The sequence below is a fragment of the Hyphomonas sp. NPDC076881 genome (genome assembly GCF_050269995.1).
Classification (GTDB): Bacteria; Pseudomonadota; Alphaproteobacteria; order Caulobacterales; family Hyphomonadaceae; genus Hyphomonas.
In genome coordinates, this window is the sequence record NZ_JBNNJJ010000010.1 from 147691 (window position 1) to 169646 (window position 21956).

A 21956-nucleotide genomic window follows, 5' to 3' on the forward strand; every position below is an offset into this window, starting at 1 on the left:
TCGAAGGGAACTTTCTGCGCTCCGGTTGCGCTCTGCGCGCTGCTGCGTGAAGGTAGTCGCGTTCAAGCGGTGCTAGTGGGGGCCGGTCGCGGCAGTGAGCCATAGGCTTCAAATCGGCCCGGCCCTGGAGGCCGAAGCAGTATGAAGGGAACACAATGCTGAAAGAAGTTTCTGAATACAAGGGTGACCCCGAAAACGCTTTCTCGGACCTTATTGCCAAAGTGGGACGCCCGGGAATCCGGACCGCGATCGTCCATCCTATCGACACCCTGTCCCTCTCAGGCGCCATGGCCGGACGCGAGGCGGGCCTGATCGAACCCGTCCTGATCGGACCCGCCGCTCGCATTGCGCAGGCCGCAAAGGCAGCGGGCATAGACCTTTCGGGGATCGAAATCGTCAATACGCCGCACAGCCACGCGGCCGCCGCAGAGGCTGTGAGCGTGGCTGCGGCCGGAAAGGTTTCGGCGCTGATGAAGGGCGCGCTCTCCACAAGTGAACTCATGGGCGCATGCGTGGCGGCCGGCGCGGGCCTACGCACCGAGCGGCGGATGAGCCATATCTTTGTCATGGAAACGCCGGCCTGGCCGACATGGCTTCTGATTTCGGACGGCGGCCTCAACATTGCGCCAGACCTCATGACGAAACGCTGGATCGTGCAGAACGCAATCGACCTTGCACGTGCCATCGGTATCGATCCACCGCGCACGGCCATTCTGTCTGCCACCGAAGTCGTCGATCCGAAAATGCCTTCGACAATAGATGCCGCCGCCTTGTGCAAAATGGCAGACCGTGGGCAGATTAAAGGTGGCCCCGTCGATGGACCGCTCGCCTTCGATCTGGCGATCTCGAAGGCATCTGCAGAGGCAAAAGGTCTTGTCTCCCCAGTCGCGGGTGCCGCCGATATCCTGATCGTCCCGACTATCGAGGCGGGCAATATGCTGGCCAAACAACTCGACTATCTCGCAGGCGCGGCGGCAGCCGGACTTGTGCTGGGCGCAAAGGTTCCCATCATCCTCACCAGCCGCTCCGACACCGCGCAAGAGCGGGTGGCTTCCTGCGCGCTGGCGGCCGCGTATCTGAACTGGTCTGAGGCGGCAAAATGAACGGCGTTCGTATTGCTACGCTGAACTCCGGCTCTTCCAGCATCAAGGTTGCCGCTTACAGTTTCGGCGCGAAGAACGGGGCCGGAGCGGAGCTGTTGCGCGCCAACCTATCGGGATTGCCAGCGGCGCCGCATTTGTCGGCAAAATCGGCAAACCCGGAAACTGCAGAACGATTTCTCGCCGCTGCCGATATTTCGAACCTCGACCCGAAAATCCTGGCGCCGCGCCTGCTGGCGGCAACAGAAGCCTCTCTGGGCGCACCGGTGCATGCGCTGGGACACCGTGTCGTTCAGGGCGGGGCCCGCATTGTGGACTCGCGCCGGGCCACACCGGACATGCTGGACCATCTGGACACCCTGTGCCCGCTAGCGCCCGATCACCAGCCCCACAATCTCAGCGCGGTGCGCGCCGTAGCTGCGGAGCGGCCTGACCTGTTCCAGACGCTATCCTTCGACACGGCCTTTCACAGGAGGCAACCGCGGCTCGCACAACTCTATGCAATCCCGCGCGCCCTGAGTGACACAGGCATCATCCGCTACGGCTATCATGGCCTGTCTTACGCCAACATCGCGCGGCGGCTGCCGGACCTTTTCCCTGATCGCCCCCATCGGCGGACCCTCGCCCTGCACCTGGGCAGCGGCGCCAGTCTTTGCGCGATACTGGACGGCCGCAGCATAGCCACCTCCATGGGGTTCTCCGCGATCTCCGGCGTGCCCATGAGCACGCGCGCCGGCGACATTGATCCGGGTGCTATTCTTTATCTGCTGAGCGAAAGGCAGATGAGCCCGGAGGACGTCTCGATCATGCTGCGCAAGCAGTCAGGGTTACTCGGCGTCTCCGGCGTGTCAGGCGATTTGCGAACGGTCGAGGCGAGCGGGACGCCGGAAGCCGAAGAAGCAATCGGCCTCTTTATCTACCGGATCGTGCGGGAATGCGGCTCCCTGATTGCGGCGCTCGGCGGGTTGGACGCCATCGTTTTCACAGCTGGCATTGGAGAGAACTCACACCGGGTGCGGGCAGGCATTGCCGACGGCTTGTCATGGGCCGGTGTGGCTATTGATCCGGCAGCAAATATGGCTGGCGCGCCCATCCTGTCCCCGCCAGACGCACCAATCGGGGTTGCTGTCGTGCCTGCGGACGAGGAAGCGGAGATCGCTCTCGGCTGTCTGTCTGTATACGAAGTAGCCCGCCAAGATTCGTCAACCTGAAGATGCCATTGCGGCAACTACGTATAGGTTGATTGTGTCTTTGCAAGCATATTCAAAAAAGGGGGAAAACTGGAATCCTGACCTGGAAGAAGGAGTGCATCATCATGGCACGTGCATCCACCCAAGCTGAAAACGTCAAGGCCGCACCGAAAGCATTTTCCGCTGTCGATCCATTTATGTCAGCATGGCCGATGGCCAGTTCGGGCGCCAGCCCGCCAGCAGCCCTGGAAAGTTTCCGCCGGATGAGCGAGATTCAGATGGAAATGACACGGTTCTACGTCGATCGTGCCCGCAAGAATGCAAGTGCGCTTACCGCTTTCATAACCTGCCGCTCGCCGAAGGATTTCCTGGAGATCTGGCGCAATGCCGCCATTGAAGCGGTGACCGATTATGCCGACGAGGCGGCGCGTCTCCTTGACCGCACCCAGAAATAAGCGGCCACGCTCGGCGCCGTTGAAGGTGCATTCGGAAGAGGCCCTCCGGCGCCCGGCGGCGGAAGGGGATGCCGAGGGGTGCGCCCAACCTGATGCGATCCAGGACGTGTTCCGGGATCTTGACCGGCGCTTGCGCGGCCGCTTCGCGCAGGTGACAGGCGGCCAATCGCCCTGGGCGGCCCTTCAGGCATGGGAAGACTGGTATTTTCATCTTTCGGTCTCGCCCGCACGGCAGATCGAGCTTTGGTGGCGCTGGTCCGAAGCCCTTCGGGCGCTGACGCAAAGTGCGCGCGCCAGCGAAGGAGAGGAGTGGGCGTTCAAGCCGGAGCCCGGAGACCGGCGGTTCCGCAGTCCCGGCTGGAACCGGGCGCCCTATCGCTTTCTGGCGCAGTCGCATCTCGCAGCCGAGGCACAGTGGCGCGCCGCCACATCGTGCCTGCGCGGTGTCGCCGATCACCATGCCCGCCGTGTGGCGTTCATGGGATCTTCCTTCCTGAATGCACTCGCGCCCGTGAATTTCCCATGGTCCAATCCCGATGTGCGGGATGCGACCCTTGCAAGCCACGGGCAGAACTTCATGCGAGGCATGACACATCTCTGGCAGGACATCGGCGCGCAGAGCGGCCACCTCCGGCGGGACGAAAAGCAAGCCTGGCGGGTTGGTGAAACCATGGCGATCACAGAAGGCCAGGTCGTTTATCGCAACCATCTGTTCGAACTCATCCAGTACGCACCCGCGACCGGAAAAGTGCATCCCGAGCCGGTGCTGATCGTGCCCGCATGGATCATGAAATACTATATCCTGGATATCACGCCGGAAGACTCCTTCGTCCGCTGGCTGGTCTCGCAGGGGTACACCGTCTTCATGATCTCCTGGAAAAATCCGGGGGCGGATCTACGTGACACGGCATTTGATGACTATCGCCGCCATGGCGTGATGGAAGCCCTGGAAGTCGTCCACGCGGCGTGCGGTGGCACCCCGGTCCACGGCGTTGGTTATTGTCTCGGCGGCACGGTCCTGGCAATCGCCGCCGCTGTGATGGGACGCAACGGTGACAACCGGCTGGCCTCGCTGACGCTTCTTGCCGCCCAAACGGATTTTCGGGAAGCCGGTGAACTGCTGCTCTTCATCGATGAAAGCCAGGTCGCGCTCCTCGAAGACATGATGCACATTGACGGCACGCTGGACGCTCGGAACATGGCAGGCGCCTTCTCCGTGCTGCGCGCCCATGAACTCGTGTACTCACGGATCGTAGAGCGCTACATGCTTGGGCACAGTGCCGAGCCGGGCCCCATGGAAGCGTGGCTGGCCGATCCGACCCGTATGCCAGCCCGTATGCACAGCGAATACCTGCGCCAGCTTTTCATGGAAAACAGTTTCACGCATGGCGAACTCTCGATCGAGGGCGAGTTTGTTGCCGTCAAGGATATCCGGGCTCCCATCTTCGCTTTGGGAGCGGAGCGGGATCATATTGCCCCCTGGCGTTCCGTTCACAGGATCGGTCTCCACGGGTCCGCCGAGACGACATTCGTGCTCACCGGCGGCGGGCACAATACGAGTGTCGTCAGCCCGCCCGGAAAGGCCGGGGCCTACTATTATGCAGGTCCGGCGATCGGCGGGACGACTTACCTTGAACCTGATGCCTGGCTGGCCCGCGCCCATCGGAAGGAAGGGTCGTGGTGGCCCGAATGGCTCGGCTGGCTGAAAACGAAATCAAGCGCGGCCTCCCCCGTAACACCACCGGCGGCGCGTCAGGTCCTCGGCCCGGCGCCGGGAACCTATGTGCTGGAAACCTGATGATCTCCGCCCGCGCCGCTCAAGGCACCCAAGGATGGGGCGGGGACGACACCCCTACAGATCAGCCGCAGCGCTTGCGTTCGCGCCTTGCTTCCCGTCGAAGGCTGGTAATCCCCGGACGGCATCCAGGTTATAATCCTCCTCGCGGAAAAGGCGCGGATAATAAAAGGCTCGCAGCTCGGCGTGGAAGTCTCGGATGGATTCCTCATACGCCAGCGTTGCGGCGACATCCGTGCCAGCAAGGGATTGCAGCGTCCGCTCCATAAGCGCAGGCGGCGCGAGCCACGAGATCAGCGACGCAGCGCGGTCGCGCTGGTGGCGGCCCTCATCATAAGCCCTGGATAGTCCCTCCGCCGTCTGATCACCCACTTGCTGGAAAGCATAATACCACTTCCATTCAAAACCTTGCTCGATCTGGCTGTAGGCAGACCATTCCGGATGCCGCTCCAGAAACGCCTTCATCGTCGCTTCTCGCGGGCGGTCCCAGCCATCATTTACCGACTCGCGCTGAACCATCATGATATCCGCGCCGGCGGGCACGGGGATCGCGCGCTCGATAAGAACCCTGCCTGCCGCCGGAACAAGCACGGCCAGCAGCAGCCAGGTGCCCGCCATCGCGGTAAGAATGGTTGCTGGCGGCATCGTCAGCCGGCCAACGAAAGAAGTGAGCAGGCCCCAGAAAGCCAGGTGCAGAAGCACGGCGAGCCCGGCGCCCGCAATGGCCATACCGCTGGCCTGCTCCAGAACTGCGCCGATAATGAAAGGAATGAGCAGACATGCCGCGAGGCTGGCAAGCCTCACGGCGGCCCTCATCCGCCACGGTGCTGTGTCCCGGCGCGCCGTTGCTGACAGCAGTTCATACCGGCCAGCAGCGCGCTCGGCAGCCCTGAGATCATATAGCATCAGAATGACAAACAGAGGCGCGAGGAAGGCCGCCACGAATGCAAAGTCCACCCGGCCAATCACGGCAGCGTCCGGATGCTGCGGATCTGCTTCATGGATCTGGCCTTCGAGCGCCAACATGCGGACGCGATGCTTCCAGGATGCGACGTCGCGCTGACCGAGCGCCGCGAAGGCCAGCTCCGATGGCGGATCATAGGTGAGGTGAAAGGCGTAATATGCCGCCCCGCCCCAGTCCGACTGGTCAGCCAGGGAGGCTTCACGGTCGGCCCGGTCAGCCTCCAGCAATCGCTCAATCGTCTGGCGCTGGGCCCGCACTTCAGCAATCCCCGTCACGACCGAGAAAGCAGAAATCAGCAAGGCAAGGCTCAGCCAGATCATGGCTGCCCTGTCTTTTGACAGGAACCAGGCTTCGCGAAGAAAAGATGTTTTGAAATTCACGGCCTCAGCCTCCCGCCGGCATAGGCGAGCGCGGCTAAAAGCGCGGCAAGCCAGAACGCCAGCATGACCAGAAACGGCGCGGCCTGCAGCAGGCGCTCACCCGCTGGCGCCGGGTGAAAGCGGAACCTGTCCAGAACCTGCCAGTTGCCGGCACTTATTCTTGCCCGGTCAAAAGCCTCTACATCGCGATTGCGGTTGATGTCGTCCGTGTAGGACAGATCATGGGCATGGGCGCGGTTCAGGCCTTGCACAAATTCGTAGCGGACGGTTTCCGCCTCCCTGAGGAACCGGTGATGCGTGCCGAGATCTGTGCCGGAGAGTATCCGGGACGCAGAGCTGGCTGCGATGAAGGGGGAGGCCCAGCCGAACGATCCGATGACCTTCGCCTGGGCCTGTTCCCGCGCCATCTGCGCTTCGGCATATTCATTCAGAAGCTGCGTCAGCCGCTCCTCCGAATAGAGCGCGACCATGCCGCGGAAGTTCACCGGAAGGTCTTCGATCCGCTCGGCATTATATTCCGAGAGAAGGTTTGCTCTCAACGTATCGTAAGCCGACGCGCCCGCATCATGGCCATCCCCGACATCGCGCATATCGATGGCGAGCGCGAGGTCTGTCTCGATCTTCCCAGGCACCGGTTCCAACATGCCGGCAATATTGACCGCAGCGCGCGGCATTATGATCGCTGCCAACAGCCAGACGGCAAACAGGATGCCGAGGGCCATTCCACGTTGATTTACCAGCGCGGACACAAGCAACGCCGCCGCGCCCCAGAGACCGAGATAGAGCGCATAGGTGCCCGTCACGACAAGGCCCGAAAGCAAGGCCTCTCCCTGCACGGCAGCGAAGGCTGACAATCCGCAGATGGGCAACAGCATCAGGAGAATGACGCTGCCCAGCGCCGCCGCCTTCCCGGCAATCAGCACGCCGGGGCTGAGCCCCTGGGCAAGGAGCGGGGCAAGGGTGGCGCTTTCACGCTCGCGCACAATCAGCGAATGGCCGAGCACGATCAGCAAAAGCGGCGCAAAAAGCTGGTAGACCAGCGCCGGCGTCAAATCCGCCAGCCGGCCAAGGGACGCGCCCCCGCGCGACTCGGCGAACATGGCGGAGTTCTGCCGATGGCCTTCGAGGAAGATCGACTGGCCGGTCACCCGGTCCACACCGGGATCGAAGATCGCGAGCGGACCCGGAATTCGGTGAACATAGTGACCGTAATGCACCATCCGGTGGGGGTGGCGGTCAGGCTGGGCGAGGAAACGCTCTTCGGCAGCCTGCTGATGCTCTAGCCGCACGTCGCGCTCATGGCTGACCCTGGTTGCCGTGACGAAGCTCGTCACAACAAGCAGCACGGCCATCACGAGCAGTCCGGCAAGGGCGAGCCGGGAGCGGATCCAGAACCGCCATTCGTCGGCGGCAATTGTCAGGATATGCCTCATGCGGCTTGCCGCCCCACGAAGGCGGCATGGACTACCTCGGTATCAATGCGGCCGTTTTCCGGCGCCGTGAAACGGCCAACAAGTTCGCCCTTCCTCAGAAGGGCAATCCGATGCGCGACCTGACATGCTCCGTACACATCATGCGTCACCATCAGGACGGATTTGCCCGCCCCTGCAAGACGGCGCACAAGCGCGTGAAATTCGTCAATCGCGACAGGATCAAGACCGGAGGTCGGCTCATCCAGGAGCAGGATCGGCGCCTCCCGAAGCAGAGCCAGCGCAATGGCCACTTTCTGACGCATCCCCTTTGAATATTCGCTCAGCCGGTTTGCCCGCGCAGCGGTTTCAAGCGACACGCTATCCAGCGCAGTCTCTATCGCTTCCGCACTGGACGGGGTGCCGGCAAGCGACAGGAAGTAGCGCAGGTTCTCGCGCGCGCTCAAATGTCCGTAAAGGGCGGCGGCTTCCGGGAGATAGGCAATCGCCGCGCGGGCCGCCGCCACGTCATCTTGCACCGCCCGGCCGTTCACACGAACCGTTCCCGCTGCTGGCGCGAGGAAGCCGAGCAATGTGAGAAGCGTCGTCGACTTGCCTGCGCCGTTGCCACCGAGCAAGGCAAAGGCCTCACCCGCGCGGACATCAAACGTGATATCCTGCAGCACGCGCTTTCCGGATCGCTCCACACACAGCTTTTCAGCTTCCAGCACCAAGGTCATGACGTTCTCCTTAGAAACGGTAAGCAGCAGAAACCCGGAAACTGCGCGGCGTACCGGGCTGCACCCATAGCTGCGAATACGAGTTCGCATACCAGGTCTCGTCCGTCAGATTGTCGACTTCTGCCCGCAAGGTCAGGCTGGGGGTCAGATCATATGCCGCGAATGCGCGCAGCAGCGTATAGTCCGGCAACTCGAAATTCGTGCCCACTTCGCCAAGGCGTTCACCTACATAAACCAGCCCACCCCCAAAACTCAGCGGCCGCCCGGCAAGCTCGGCCTCCTGGGTAACCTGAAGGCTGAAGGCATGCTCAGGCACGTTGAGAAGCGGCGAACCCGCCTCTACCGGCAAGGCAAAATCCGGATCGAGCACATCATTCTGCAAGGACGCATCGACATAGGCATATGACATCCAAACCGACAGCGTCTGCGTCAGGCGCCCCTGAAGATCGATCTCCACCCCCTTGCTCTCGGCCTCACCACCGGCAATCGAGAAGCCTGCATTGAGCGGATCGGAAACGAGGATGTTATCCTGTTCGATCTGGAAAACACTCACCGTCCCGGCAAGATCGCCCCCAGCCAGAAGGAATTTGACGCCGCCTTCCATTGATTTGGACTTGTTGGGATCAAAAGGGTTTCCGGCAAAATCAGAACCAGAGAGCGGCCGGAAGTTTTCTCCGTATACCGCATAGAGCGAGATTGCATCGCTCGCGCTGTAAACGATACCGAATTGCGGGCTGGTCCGGCTGAAAGATTGTGTGCTGATGCTATTGGAAAGGCGGTTTTCAAGCGTCTGCGAATAATCATCATAGCGCAGGCCCACCCGCACCTCGAGCCGGTCTGTCAGGGCGATCTGGTCCTGGATGAAAACACCCGTGGCCTCTTGCGTCTCGACCCGGTCGGTCAGCGGTGCCGGCTCCGGCAGCGGATACTGACCATAAACCGGATTGAAGATGTTGATGGCCTGGAGCTGGGCGAGCGTCGGATTGGAGCTCAGAACCGGAGCACGCGCCCTGCCGAACACCTGATCATTCTCGAACCGGTCGGTATCAACCCCCATCAGCAAGCGGTGGCTGACCGGGCCGGTTGTCACCCGTCCGCTGACTTCGCCGCGAACGACATAATAGTTCGCGTCATAGCTGCGATAGCGCCGCTGGCGGGTCAGGGTCTCGCCATCAACCAGCAGGCGTTGGCGCGCGGCAGTCAGCTCTGCCTCGGTCGAGAAACCCTCAAGCGCGGTATCCCGCCAGTTTGCCCCCAGCATCACGCTCCAATCGTCGCTCAGATCATGCTGCAGCTCCAACTGGTGACCGAGCACATCTGCCTCCAGCGGGCCGTCCCCCGGCTCGCCGAGAAAGCGGCTTTCGGGAATGCGCCCCAGCTCACCATCGACAGCCACAACGCCGCGATCAAAAGGGATCTCCTGGCGGCTGTACTCAAGTTCATAGGTCAGCAAGGTACGATCCGTCAGCCGCAGGGCCACAGACGGAGTCGCGCCGTATTTGAGTGTTTCCACCGTGTCGCGGAAACTGCCAGCGTCCTCATAGAAACCGACGAGCCGGATGGCCGCGATATCAGACAGCGGCGCCGTCCAGTCGCCATCCACACGCCATGTGTCGAAGCTGGCCGCCGAAGCGCGCACTTGTCCGGCAGTTTCAAAAGTGGGGCGCTTGGTCACCAGGTTCACGGTGCCGCCGGGTTCGCCCCGGCCGAACAGGGCAGCACGTGGCCCTTTGAGTACTTCGACACTTTCGACGCCCGACAGGTCGCGTGGGCCGCCAAAACCGCGCCCGGCATTAAACCCGTTGACGAGGTAGTTGCTGGGCAGGTTCTGGTCGCCGATGAAACCGCGCACAGCAAAACTGTTCCACAGGCCGCCAAAATTGTTCTGCCGCGCGACAGAGGCAGAGAGATCCAGCGCCTGAGTGAGGTCAATCGCCCCGGCATTGCGCAGCACGTCTTCACCGATCAGCTGGTCGGCCTGCGGAATCTCCAGAGTGTCGAAATCCCCACGATAGGCCTGGCGGGCCCCCAGAACCACCACCGTCTCCTGGCGCATCGTCTCCTCTTCGGTCCCGGTCTCCGCGAGCGCCGGGGATGCGGCAAGGGCAAAGGAAGAAACCGCCGTCAGAAGCGAGCAGACGGAAGACCTGAACATTGTGAAGAACCCTCAATTCGAGACAAAACCTGGACGGCTGGATATGCGCATAATGTTATTACATAACGCTCTTACTTCGGTGCCTTGCGCTGTCAATCCAGGCTATGCGCCAAAGAGGGCAGATGCGCGCCCAGCAGGCAGCTCACCCCGCATCTGGCCGTTTTATCCCCCTCGCCCTCTCGAAAGGGGCTGTCTCACAGACTGAAGGAAACGGGGCCCGGTAGGAACAATGCGGGTGTCGAGGCGTTCTGGTCAGCAACGATCCTGAATAGGGTCGGGTTGATCAACCTATTGCTCTGTCAAAGCGTGCAGGAGAAGCCCAGCGGTGCCAGGAACGGGAAATCTCAAGCCCTTCACCCTACGCCTCCTCCTCTTTTTCATGGTGCTCGGCCTTGCTATGGCCCTGTGGGTGATCCGCGACGCGATCCTTCTCATCTTCCTCGCTGTCCTGATGGCCACCGCTGTTCACGGGATCGCCGATGCGCTCATGCGCTTCCTCCCCCTGCCAAGAGCGGGCGCTGTTGCAGGCGCAGCCCTGATCCTGGTGAGTGGCCTCGGAGGGGTGTTCTGGATTTTCGGATCACAGATCACCGGGCAGGTATCCGATGTCTTCAGCCGCCTTCCGGAGGCCTGGACCCGTATCAAGGAAATGATGCAGGGCAATATAACCGGCGCCGCCCTGGTGGCAGAAGTGGAGGCGGTTGCCTCGGGCGCGTCGCCAGGCGCGCTTTCAGGGGTTGTCAGCAATGCCGGCGGTTATGCCCTTCCGCTGGCGTCCGGGCTTACTTCGGCGCTTCTCGTGCTTTTCATCGCAGGCTTTCTGACGCGCTCTGCGGCCTCCGTTCGCCGCGGGGTGCTTCTTCTCCTGCCGGCCGGTATTGATGAAAAAGTCGGCGACGCGCTCGACGCCTCTGCCCGCGCCCTGAAGAAATGGCTGCTGGGCATCACGATCGACATGGTCGTCATCGCCGTGCTGATGGGAATTATTCTATGGGGATTCGGCGTGCCCGCCTTCATCGGTCTGGCTCTGATCGCCGGTCTTTCGCAATTTGTGCCAACCGTCGGTCCCCTGATTTCTTCTGTTCCCGGGATCCTCCTCGCCTTCACGGTCAGCCCCATGACGGCCCTATGGGTGACGCTGGCCTATATCGCCATTTCCCAGCTTGAATCAGCGCTGATTTATCCGCTGATTCAGGAGAAGGCCGCTTCCGTTTCCCCAGCGCTTATCCTGATTTCCATTCTCTGTTTCGGAATGCTGTTCGGTATGCTGGGCGTTCTGCTCGCGACGCCCCTCCTGGTGGTTCTCTCGGTCTTCATCATAAAGCTCTATGTGCAGGATACGCTTGGCAAGCAAGCGTCCTATCCGGGACAGTAACGCGCATCCGGCAACAATAAGTTCTCGGGGCAGCCGCCCCTGCGGGTCTGCTCCACAATGCCTCGTCTGGTCTCGCCTGGTGACCGCCCTGGTTCAGCTCTTGCGCATCAGGATCATCTTCTCCTGGGTCATGTCGCGCATGGTGTAGGGGATACCCCCCGTGCCGTACCCGGACGTTTTTCGTCCGGCGAAGGGCATCCAGTCAGTCCGGAAGGCGGTGGGATCATTGATCATAACGGCAGAGGCGTCGAGACGGTTCGCCGCGCGCATCGCGACGTCTATATCCTGGGCGAAAATGCTCGCCTGAAAAGCAGTCGGCAGGGAATTTGACCGCATGATCGCTTCATCGAGATCGCCATAGCGATACACCGCAACCACAGGACCGAACACCTCCTGCGTGGAGACTTTCGCGTCGGCGGAGGGATCGACCAGCACCGCAGGTTCAAGCATTGTCTCCGACAGGCGCTTGCCACCGGTCGCCAGGATGGCCCCGCCCTTGACGGCTTCGTCAATCCACTGTTCCACACGGTCAGCTTCTCGCGGCAGGATCAATGGTCCGACCTCGGTGTTATCCAGGGTGGGATCGGCGGTGCGTAATTCTTCAACGCGGGCAACCAATCTTTGCGTGAAATCGCTGGCGATATCTTTGTGAACGAAAATGCGCTGCGTCGACACGCACACCTGTCCGGCATGGTAGTAGCCACCCTTTACAATAGGCTCGATGACCTTGCCGAGATCGGCGCTACGGTCGATGATAGCCGGGGCGGCGCCACCATGCTCCAGGGCGGAGCGTGTGCCGGGAGCCAGCTTGCTGTGCAAATACCAGCCGACCTTTGCCGAGCCGATGAAACTGAGGAAGGCGACGCGCTGGTCCGTCGCAAGCCTTTCGGCCAGTTCGTTGTCAGCCGTGATGAAGGCCTGGCACCAGGGCTCGGGCAGACCCGCCTCGTGAACCAGGGCCACAAAGTCGAGACAGGACAAGGGCGTTGTGGCAGCCGGCTTGATGATGACGGGGCAGCCGACCGCGATGGCGGGGGCGACCTGATGGACGATCAGGTTCAGTGGATGATTGAAAGCCGAGATCGCCGCGACGACGCCGATCGGTTCCCTTGTGGTGAAGGCCCAGCGGTTTTCTGCCGCCGCCGACAGCCCCATCGGGATTTCGCGGCCGGCAAAATTGCGCAGTTCGTCGGCAGCGTTATGAACACCGTCGATGGCGCGGTTGGTTTCGATAATCGCATCTGGCAGAGGCTTGCCGCCTTCTCGCGCGATCTGCATAGCGAAGTGGTCGCGCTTACCTTCCATCAACGCGGCCAGTTTGCGGAGTACCGCAATGCGCTGATGAGGCTGGAGCCAGCCGCCTCGATCCCTGAAAATGCGCTCGGCGGCTTGCAGCTTGCGTTCCAGCGCGGCCGCATCGTCGGTCTCGACCTCCGCAATCTGTGCGCGGTCGAAGGCTTGACTGACCTTCAGCATTATTGGTTTCCTTGCATTTTCTGGCTCGTGCCGTGACATACGCTCATCTGCAATCCACGCTGGGCGTGCGGCTGCGCAACTCATCGACCAGCACGCGGGTGTTCTCGGAATAGTCGATCGGGACATCGACCAGATGGACCCCGCCGCCGGCGAAAGCGGCCTCGAGCGTTGGCACGAGGTCTTCTACTGCGGTCACGCGCGAACCCTTTGCGCCATAGGCCTGCGCGTAAGCGACGAAATCGGGATTGCCAAAGCTCATGCCGAAATCCGGAAAACCATCAACTGCCTGTTTCCACCGGATCATCCCGTAGGCACTGTCGTTGAGAATGAGCACGACGAGATTGAGCCCAAGGCGCACCGCGGTCTCCATCTCCTGCGAGTTCATCATGAAACCGCCATCGCCGCAGATCGCCATGACGCGGCGATTGGGGTGAAGCATGGCTGCCATCATCGCAGAAGGTAGGCCGGCCCCCATCGTGGCAAGTGCATTATCAAGCAACAGCGTGTTGGCGACATGGGTGCGGTAGTTGCGCGCAAACCAGATCTTGTACATGCCGTTATCGAGGCAGACGATTCCGTCTTCCGGCATCACCTTGCGGACATCGTGAACGAGGCGCTGGGGCGTGACCGGAAAGCGATCCTCCTCGGCGCGGTCGTTGAGGCGCGCCAGTATTTTCTGGCGCAGTTCCAGCATGGCATCATTGGAAGCGGTCCGGCCTTCGAGCAGCTCACCGAGCGCGTCAGCAGAAGCGCCAATATCGCCGATCACCTCAAAATCGGGATGATAGACCTGTTCAACCGTCGCTGGCTGGTAACCGATGTGAATGACCTTCGGCCCCCCTGCGCTTTTCATCAGGAAAGGCGGTTTCTCGACCGTGTCGTGACCGATGGCGACGATCAGGTCGGCGCGCTCGATAGCTTCATGCACATAATCGCCCTCCGAGAGCGCCGCAGTGCCCATGTAGAGGTTGGAGCCGCCGGTGACGGCGCCTTTGCCCATCTGTGTGTTGAAGAAGGGGAGCCGGGCTCGCCGGACAAAATCCGACAGTGGCTCCACAAGCGAAGGCCGGTTGCCCGCTGCGCCGATCATCACGATCGGCGAACTTGCGGCAATTACCATTTCCGCCGCCTTTTCAAGCGCTGCCTTGTGGGCGACGGCACGCTCCGCCGTATGGACGGCAATGACCGAAGCATTTGCAATCTCCTGGGACGCGACATCCTCAGGCAGCTCAAGGTGCACTGGACCAGGCCGTTCCTCCATCGCGATGCGGAAGGCTTCCCGGACCATTGCGGGGATACTCGCTGCGCTGACGATCTGGCGCGTCATCTTGGTCAGCGGTTTCATCGAGGCAACAATGTCAACGATCTGGAAACGGGCCTGCTTGGCACTCATCACCGGTTTTTGGCCAGTGATCAGGATCATCGGCATGGCACCGAGATGGGCATAGGCCGCGCCGGTCGACAGATTGAGCGCGCCGGGCCCCAACGTGGCGAGACAAACGCCGGGCCTTCCTGTCAGCCGCCCATGCGTTGCGGCCATGAAGGCTGCCGCCTGCTCATGCCGGGTCAGGACCAGTTCGATGCTGGAGGTTCGCAGCGACTCCAGAAAGTCGAGGTTTTCCTCGCCGGGCACACCGAAAATGCGCTCTACGCCTTCGTTCTCAAGCGCGGCGACAAACAGGTCCGATCCTTTGGGCATTGCTTGAATTCTCCTGCTGTTTGTTTTGAAGGTCCACGAACCCTAATACACGAAAGCGGCGATCGATCCGTTCTGGCCGGTTTTAATGATGGGGTATTTGGGAAGGCGTGCATAGGGCGGCCAAGGAAAGCACCGCGATGGTGCCCGATCTTCAAAGAAATCGGCCGCATGGAAACAGGATGAGTTCCGGCTGACCGCCGGAGGAACGCCCTCCCTCCCTTTGGATCCTGCGTCAAAAGTCTTCGCCGCTTTCGGACAGGACCTGCCTCACGCAGAGTCTCAAAAGCGGCCGTCTTTACAGGGCTCACTACACGCCAGCGGCTTCAGGATGATGCCGTGGGCCGTAATCTCGACATCCACATCCATCGTTTCGGCAACAACCTTCGCGAACCCGACCGGATCGTTGGCGGAGTACCACCCCACCACCTCACGCTGGGCCACCTCGGGGGTCACTTCTATCGCAATATTATTGTATCGATTGAACGCCGCTGCCGCATCCGCCAGCGTTTCACCTGTCAGCGCAATCTTTCCTTCGCGCCAGGCAAGTTCCTGGGTCAACTGCTCGCCATCGAGTGTGGTTATGCGCGGAGCCATGTCCCTGAGGTTGACTTCAGCCATAGCACCCGCCTGCAGTCTCATCGGTTCGGCATTCTTCCGGCCGATTTCGACAACCCCCTCCTGCACCACCACCAGCAGGGAATGCTCCGTCGGCTTACGCACCACAAACGCCGTGCCGATTGCCTTGACCGTGTAATCATCCGCAGAGACGACGAAGGGGCGCGTTGCATCATGCGCAACTTCAAAGAAACCCTCGCCGGAAATCAGGCGGATACTACGCTGCTCGTTCCGGAAATCCACATCCGCCTTGCTCGCCGTATTCAGCGTCATGATCGACCCGTCTTCCAGAGGCACACGCCGCACTTCTCCCCGCGCGGTCTGGAATGCCGCCTCATCAGCTGAAGGCGACTGAAGAAACATGAAGGCGAACACAAACGCGGCCGCCAAACCAGCGAGACCTGTCAGCCAATGAGACATTGCTCGGGGCGGGCGACTGGACACCGCGTCTAGTGGAATGTACCTGTCGATGCTCGCGCAAGGCAGCAACAAGGCCTGGGCGCGCACGAGCGCACCCTGATGACGACTGTTCCCGCTCAGCCAGCGATCAAGCGCCTTTTCTTCAGTCTGGCTTAATGGCCCACGATCAATTCGTGCCGCCCAACGAGCAGCCTCCTCATCGATGTCCCCGTGCTTCCCGTCTTTTTCCATTTCTTATTTCGCCAGAATTCAATCTATCAGATGCTGCAGGCGGTTCTATTCCGCTACTCTGATAAAAGTCCATTAGCTTCTTTACACCTCGTGCGAGGTGAGTTTCTACCGTGTTCTCGGATATTCCCAGCTGCTCAGAGATCTCGCGCTGGGAATATCCATGCACCTTCCTCAGCACAAAAACGATGCGACATTTCTTTGGCATCGAGTTGATTGCCAAAGACAGAATACGCATCTCCTGTGTCATTTCCAGAACACGATCCGGTGAAGGCTCCTGAGACACAAGATCAAGCGCCTCTAGGGATTCAATGGATTCAATAGACACCACGCGGTTCTGCCGGATCTCCTGGAGAAGAACTGAGTAAGCGGTTCTGAAAACATAGGCTCTCGGGTCTCGGATGTGCTCGAAAGAGGCCAGCCGAGTGAGCCTTGCATATGTTTCCTGAATAATATCATCCGCCGTCAAACCGATTCTATCAAGTCGTGCCCGCTTCTGAAGCCAGCTCCGCAATGCTGGCTCATGCGGAATGACACTCCGCGCCAACCAAGTAACGAACTCTCCTGATGGTGTGTGCATGGCCGCCAGCAGTATCCAGAAGATCGCGCCGCGACAAACGATTGGTCGGCCGGGAAGGCCAAAAAAGCACCAATGCAAAAAATATAACAAATTCGCCAAACTTGTGGCGGAAATGCAGTCAGAGTGCATCTGCCCACATGAAAGCCGACGAAAAGCTCCTCCCCGAAGAGGCGCACAAGCTTTCCGTATGAGGGGTGAAACGATCAGAGCGCGTTGCAGCCAACGGGGATCCCGGAGGCGCAGCGGGGATATTGGATGAACGCACAGGACACTGCAATCCTGTGAGACCAACTCCTCTGTGCTTGCGTGCCTCACAAGAGAGATGACGAGCGTCAATTGGAGACCGCAATGAAAAAACGAGGCCTGCGCTATACAACCGTATTGGGCATGGGCATATATCTGTCCACCCTTCTGGTTGCGCATGCGGAAGTCCGGGAGTTCAATCTTCCGGAGGGGGATGCCACCAAAACAATTCCCAGTTTTGCTCGCCAGAGCGGCGTCCAGATTGTTGTTCCTGCTGATCGGCTTCGCGGCAAGAAGACCCGCGAAATCAAAGGGAAGATGGACACCAAGATTGCGCTCGAAAAGCTGCTTGAAGGGACGGACCTGAAAGTTGTTCTTACCGAGGACGGAAAGACATTCAGCCTACGGCAGGATCTTTCCGAATTTCGTTCCCCCGCACAGACCATCCAGGTCAGCAGCTTTCAGCTGGCAGATAACGCGCCGCAAGCAGCCCCTTCCGCACCCGCAGCGGAACAAGCCCCGGAGATTGTCACGCAAGCGCCGGTGGAAGACGCTGTGAACACGCTCGACAAGGTCGTGATCGTCGGTTCTCAGATTGCTGGCGCGCGGCCGACCGGGGTTGTGCCCGTCACGGTGATGGGAGAAGACGAGATCGCCGCGTTGGGCATTTCTTCGGGAGAAGATCTTTTCCGCTCTCTTCCTATTGCAGGTGACGTCTCCTTCAATACCCAAACCCTCAGCGGCGGCAGCCAGGGCGCAGCGCGCGGCGATGTCTCCTCGATCAATTTGCGGGGCCTGGGCTCAAGCTACACGCTCCTCCTGCTCAATGGCCGCCGGACCGTTCCCTACGGATTGACGCAGGGGCGTCAGGAATCCAGCTACAATGCCAACGCAATACCGGTGTTCGGGCTTCAGCGCCTCGAAATCCTGCGGGATGGCGCTGCGGCGCTTTACGGATCAGATGCCATCGCAGGCGTCGTCAACAATGTTCTGCTCTCGAACTATAATGGGCTGAAAGCCCAGGTGCAGTATGGCGGCGCCGAAGGCACAAACCTCCGCCAGTTTCAGGCAAACCTTCTCTGGGGAAGCGACTTCGCTGACGGGCGAGGCAACTTCACTACGTATCTGAACTATGGCGGCGACACAAAGCTCTATACATCTGATCAGGAGTTCACAGCATCGCTGGATCTTCGCCCGCTGATCGCAAATACCAGCTTTGCAGGCAACACAGCTTTCGACACCCGGGGCACCTCCTCGCCCTGGGGCGGGTTTCAGGTGCTGGGGGCAACATCAGCCATCAGAGCGAACGGCGTTGCAATCACCGACTCCGTTGGCAGGTTCCACATTCAACCTGTCACCAATGCAGGGTGCCTGTACCAACTTGGAAATGGCCTCTGCATTGACGATGGCGTGGTGACTGGTGCTGCGGACCGTAACCTGCGGTTCGATTCTGCCGCTGCCATCCCCGGCATGACGGTCACGCCCTCAATTGACCGGATCAATATCTTCAATACCCTCACCTACGAACTCCCCAACAATATGGAAATCTTCGCCGAGGCCGGCATCTACTATGCCAAATCCGAGTCGATGACGACGGCTGTCGGCCCGCTGGCCCACACACCGATCACCATTCCCGCTGACAGCTATTACAACCCCTTCGGACCGGTCGGATCCCCCAACCGTATCGACGGGCTGGATATCCCCGCTGAAGGCGTGGACATCACGGTACTGAGCTATCTTCTGGCAGATGTCGGCGGGCGTCTGGCCCAGGTAGAGAGCAAACAGCACAGGCTGCTTCTGGGACTGAAAGGCGAGACCGCCGGTTGGAACTGGGAAACTGCAGCCCTCTATTCAGACTCTTCAGCAGAAGACATCGCCACCAATGTTCAGAACTCGCTGTGGCATGCATCCCTCTCCGGAACAACGCCAGCCGCCTACAATCCCTTCAACGGCGGCAACGTCGCCGAACCAAATCTCGCCGACACAACGCTGAGCACAGATCTCAGCTCCTTCCTGATTGACGCCCGCCGCTATGGCCGCGCTTCTTTAGGCCTTGTCGACTTCAAGCTTTCCCGCGGGGATATCTTCAACTTGCCTGCTGGCGGCCTTGGCCTGGCAGCCGGCGTCGAAGTTCGTTGGGAAACGTCCGAAGATGATCGCGACTCCACAGGCGATTTCACGACCAATTATTATGACACAGTAACCGGGCTCACCTATCCCAGCGACACGCTCGGCGCTTCCGCTGCCTGGGATGTCAGGGGCAACCGCACGGTTTATTCGGCATTCGCCGAACTGGCCGTGCCGATCATCTCTCCTGAAATGAACATCCCCTTGGCTCGAGCGATCGACCTGCAATTTGCCGGACGGTATGAAGACTATAGCGATGTGGGGAGTGTTGCTAAGCCAAAGGTCGCTGGCTCCTGGGACGTGTTTGACGGGCTTCGCCTGAGATCATCCTGGCAGCAGGGCTTTGTTGCTCCAACCCTTCAACAGCTTGTTCCTGTTGACCGTCCGACCTCGCAGACCCGTCTCGACGACGTACTCTGCGAGGCAGACCTGCGCGCGGGCCGCATCACGGCCTGGGGCCTGTGCTCCCAACGTCCGCAGGTGCAGGTACAGACAACCGGCAACGCAAACCTGAAACCGGAGGAGTCCGAAAGCCTCTCCTACGGACTGGTTATCGACTCAAATTTCATACCTGAAAAATTTGGGCACTTCACAATCACCTACGATAACTGGAAGATCGATCAGGAGAACAAGGTGGGCGCTCTAAGCGCCGAAAACGCGCTCACACTCGATTATCTTCTGCGCGTTCGCGGATCTTCCAATCCAAATGTCGTACGCGCGGCGCCCACACCAGCGGACATTGCCTTTGTTGAGGGTACCGGCCTCGCCCCTATTGGCGAGATTCTCTATGTCATCACCAGCTATGACAACCTCGATTCCCGGACGATCGAAGGCTACGATGTGGGCTTGACCTATGAAGCACCCGAAAGCTTCATCGGAAAGATCAATGCTTACGCAAATATCAGCATACTTACAGATTACTTCCAGAACCCATCTGCTGTTCAGCAGGAGATGCTGGATGCTCAGGCTGCGAACGAAATCAACGCCGGCGCGAACGTCGGAGGCGCGGCAAGCCTGCTACAGTCCAGCGGCAACCCCGAACTCAAATGGAATGCCGGCCTCAACTGGCGCCGTGACCGCCTCGCGGCAGGCCTCACCGCCAGCTACACGGGCGAGGTCTACCAGTATAACGTGGTCAACGCAGCAAGCGAACCGTGGGAGGTTTCTGACCAGCTCACCTTCGGCCTGTGGGGCGAGTATGGTTTCGAAGACCCGTTCGGCGGTGACAGCTCGGTTCGCCTTGGCGTGCGCAACCTGACCGACGAAGCACCTCCGCTATCCACAAACGGATACCTCGGCAATCTGTACCAGCCCTATGGCCGCTACTGGTATGCCCGCCTCCAAAAAACCTTTTGAACCGGCCCCTCCAGCCAGCCTCTCTCTCCCCGAGAGGCTGGCGCCCCATATAAATTAGGATTTCCCACGATGAGCAAAATCACCCGCAAGGACTTTCTCAACCTTTCAACAGCGCTGGTGGCAACAGCGGGGCTCAGTGCCTGCGCCAGTACCCAGACCGCTGCAGCAGCAGCGCCGGCAACCAAAGCCGCCCCATCTTCCTCCGGCAAACTTCTGATCAAGAACGCTGATATTCTCACCATGAATGCTCAGCGTGAAGAATTCACAGCGACTGACGTGCTTGTCGAAGGTGGCAAGATCACGGCCATCGGCAAGGGCCTGGCTGCCGCAGATGCCGAAGTCGTCGATGCCAGCGGCATGATCCTCATGCCGGGCATGGTCGATGGTCACCGTCACGTCTGGGAATGTATGGAAGCTGGAAGGCTCACCAAGTTTCACCCCGGTGAATACTCCACGTACCAACAATGGAAGATGCGCACCATCGTCAGCATGAATGCAGACGAGATGTATATCTCGGGCCTCATCGGCGGTCTTCTGGCGATTGACTCCGGCGTCACCACGATGCTCGACTACGCCCACGGCCAGATCAACCAGGAAATGGCGATTGCTGCCGCCAAAGGCTTGCAGGATTCTGGCATTGGCGGGTTCTTTGCTTTCCAGTTGGGCGTTTCCTCCTCCTACAAGCCCGGTGACACGGTAGACCTTGCGCGCGCCGATTCCGAACGCATTGCCACAACCACCGAAACACATTGGGCAATCGCCGACACTCTGCACAAGGAAGTGTTCAACGATCCGGGCGCCCTGCTTCAGTTCGGCCTCTGCCCGGCTTCGGGGATAGGAAACGAAATTTCTCTGATCAAGGAGGAATGGGGCCGCGCCCGCAGCTACGGGCTGCAGATTCTGGCTGCACATATTCACAAGCCGGCCACCCCGCACCCGGCCGGCTACATGGGCTATCGCGACTCCGGCATGCTGGATCTTGCCGACGCGGGATTGCTGGGGCCGGACTACCATATCTCCCATGCCAACCGTCTGACGGATGATGAATTCCGGGTTCTTCGGGACACAGGGGGCATGGTTTGTGCCACCGCAATGGGCGAATTCCCCTATATGTCGGCCGCCTTCCGTGGACCTTCCTGCCACGGCCGTGCTCGTGCCGCCGGGGTTGCCGCCGGCATCGGGATCGATGTGTCGCTCGCTCTGACGCATGATTATTTCGAACATGTCCGCGCCGGCTTCTGGAACCTCTATCTGGAGCCTGCGGGGGTGAAAATTGCCAACGCCTCTAAGTCTTATGACGCGCTGGATTTTGCCACGAATACCGGCGCAAAAGCCGTTCGCCTCGATAAGGTCGTCGGCAGCATCGAAACGGGAAAGCGCGCAGACTTTGTTCTGTTGAAGACAGACCGTCCGGGCTTTGGCCGTCTTGGTACGTTGGCGGACCGTGTTGTCACCTTCGCTGCGCGCGAAGATATTGACAGCGTATGGATCGCCGGGAAGGCACGCAAGCGCAATGGCGAAATGGTCGGGGTCGACCTGAAGGAGATCATGCAGAAAGTCTATGCGGCCCAGGATCGCTACGGCCCGCTGGCAGCCAGCATCAATTTCGTCTGATTCCTCCTTTCTCGATCCGGTTTGCCGGGTCTGCA

Annotated in this window: 15 protein-coding genes; 7 read left to right on the forward strand and 8 right to left on the reverse strand. The window is 60.3% G+C overall.

The genetic code is table 11. The features are described from left to right. Window positions 1-155: 155 nt before the first annotated feature. From ACQKI2_RS12715 to ACQKI2_RS12730, 4 genes are all read left to right on the forward strand, one after another. Window positions 156-1103, forward strand: a complete 948-nt coding sequence (locus ACQKI2_RS12715) for a bifunctional enoyl-CoA hydratase/phosphate acetyltransferase (RefSeq protein WP_427380035.1) — start codon at window positions 156-158, stop codon at window positions 1101-1103. Next, window positions 1100-2311, forward strand: a complete 1212-nt coding sequence (locus ACQKI2_RS12720; RefSeq protein WP_427380036.1) for an acetate/propionate family kinase — start codon at window positions 1100-1102, stop codon at window positions 2309-2311. The genes ACQKI2_RS12715 and ACQKI2_RS12720 overlap by 4 nt, the downstream gene beginning before the upstream one ends. Window positions 2312-2415: 104 nt before the next feature. Then, the gene (locus ACQKI2_RS12725; protein WP_427380037.1) at window positions 2416-2745 is read left to right on the forward strand and encodes a hypothetical protein; all 330 of its coding nucleotides are present in this window, start codon (window positions 2416-2418) and stop codon (window positions 2743-2745) included. Continuing rightward, a complete protein-coding gene (locus ACQKI2_RS12730; RefSeq protein ID WP_427380038.1) occupies window positions 2726-4543 on the forward strand; it encodes a PHA/PHB synthase family protein in 1818 nt (605 codons plus the stop codon). Before ACQKI2_RS12725 ends, ACQKI2_RS12730 begins: the two co-directional genes overlap by 20 nt. A gap of 54 nt (window positions 4544-4597) precedes the next feature. Here ACQKI2_RS12730 and ACQKI2_RS12735 read toward each other — a convergent pair whose 3' ends face one another. From ACQKI2_RS12735 to ACQKI2_RS12750, 4 genes are read right to left on the reverse strand one after another with little or no spacing between them, the layout of a single operon-like run. Further along, entirely contained in the window at window positions 4598-5884 is a 1287-nt protein-coding gene (locus ACQKI2_RS12735) for a DUF3526 domain-containing protein (protein ID WP_427380039.1), read from the reverse strand. Then, window positions 5881-7317: a DUF3526 domain-containing protein gene (locus ACQKI2_RS12740; protein WP_427380040.1), complete on the reverse strand. Its 1437-nt coding sequence runs from the start codon at window positions 7315-7317 to the stop codon at window positions 5881-5883. Before ACQKI2_RS12740 ends, ACQKI2_RS12735 begins: the two co-directional genes overlap by 4 nt. Continuing rightward, window positions 7314-8033 (reverse strand): ABC transporter ATP-binding protein, encoded by a 720-nt coding sequence (locus ACQKI2_RS12745; RefSeq protein ID WP_427380041.1) that lies wholly within the window; start codon window positions 8031-8033, stop codon window positions 7314-7316. Before ACQKI2_RS12745 ends, ACQKI2_RS12740 begins: the two co-directional genes overlap by 4 nt. Window positions 8034-8043: 10 nt before the next feature. Beyond that, window positions 8044-10188, reverse strand: coding sequence for a TonB-dependent siderophore receptor (locus ACQKI2_RS12750; protein ID WP_427380042.1), 2145 nt, complete (start codon window positions 10186-10188; stop codon window positions 8044-8046). Window positions 10189-10513: 325 nt separating this feature from the next. On the opposite strand from ACQKI2_RS12750, the gene ACQKI2_RS12755 reads away from it, so the two are divergent. Continuing rightward, window positions 10514-11563: an AI-2E family transporter gene (locus ACQKI2_RS12755; RefSeq protein ID WP_427380043.1), complete on the forward strand. Its 1050-nt coding sequence runs from the start codon at window positions 10514-10516 to the stop codon at window positions 11561-11563. A 93-nt stretch (window positions 11564-11656) separates the two neighbouring features. On the opposite strand, the gene ACQKI2_RS12760 is transcribed toward ACQKI2_RS12755, so the two are convergent. The 4 genes from ACQKI2_RS12760 to ACQKI2_RS12775 all read right to left on the reverse strand — a co-directional run bounded on the left by ACQKI2_RS12760 (window position 11657) and on the right by ACQKI2_RS12775 (window position 16710). Further along, window positions 11657-13039, reverse strand: a complete 1383-nt coding sequence (locus ACQKI2_RS12760) for an aldehyde dehydrogenase family protein (RefSeq protein WP_427380044.1) — start codon at window positions 13037-13039, stop codon at window positions 11657-11659. A 43-nt stretch (window positions 13040-13082) separates the two neighbouring features. Next, window positions 13083-14738, reverse strand: coding sequence for an acetolactate synthase large subunit (locus tag ACQKI2_RS12765; RefSeq protein ID WP_427380045.1), 1656 nt, complete (start codon window positions 14736-14738; stop codon window positions 13083-13085). A 279-nt stretch (window positions 14739-15017) separates the two neighbouring features. Beyond that, entirely contained in the window at window positions 15018-16004 is a 987-nt protein-coding gene (locus tag ACQKI2_RS12770) for a FecR family protein (RefSeq protein WP_427380046.1), read from the reverse strand. After that, on the reverse strand, window positions 15970-16710 hold the full coding sequence (locus ACQKI2_RS12775; RefSeq protein ID WP_427380047.1) for an RNA polymerase sigma factor: 741 nt from the start codon (window positions 16708-16710) through the stop codon (window positions 15970-15972). Before ACQKI2_RS12775 ends, ACQKI2_RS12770 begins: the two co-directional genes overlap by 35 nt. A 219-nt stretch (window positions 16711-16929) precedes the next feature. Between ACQKI2_RS12775 and ACQKI2_RS12780 the strand changes: the two genes are divergently transcribed. Beyond that, window positions 16930-20307 (forward strand): TonB-dependent receptor domain-containing protein, encoded by a 3378-nt coding sequence (locus ACQKI2_RS12780; protein ID WP_427380048.1) that lies wholly within the window; start codon window positions 16930-16932, stop codon window positions 20305-20307. Between the two features lie 69 nt (window positions 20308-20376). Then, entirely contained in the window at window positions 20377-21921 is a 1545-nt protein-coding gene (locus ACQKI2_RS12785) for an amidohydrolase family protein (RefSeq protein ID WP_427380049.1), read from the forward strand. Window positions 21922-21956 lie beyond the last annotated feature (35 nt).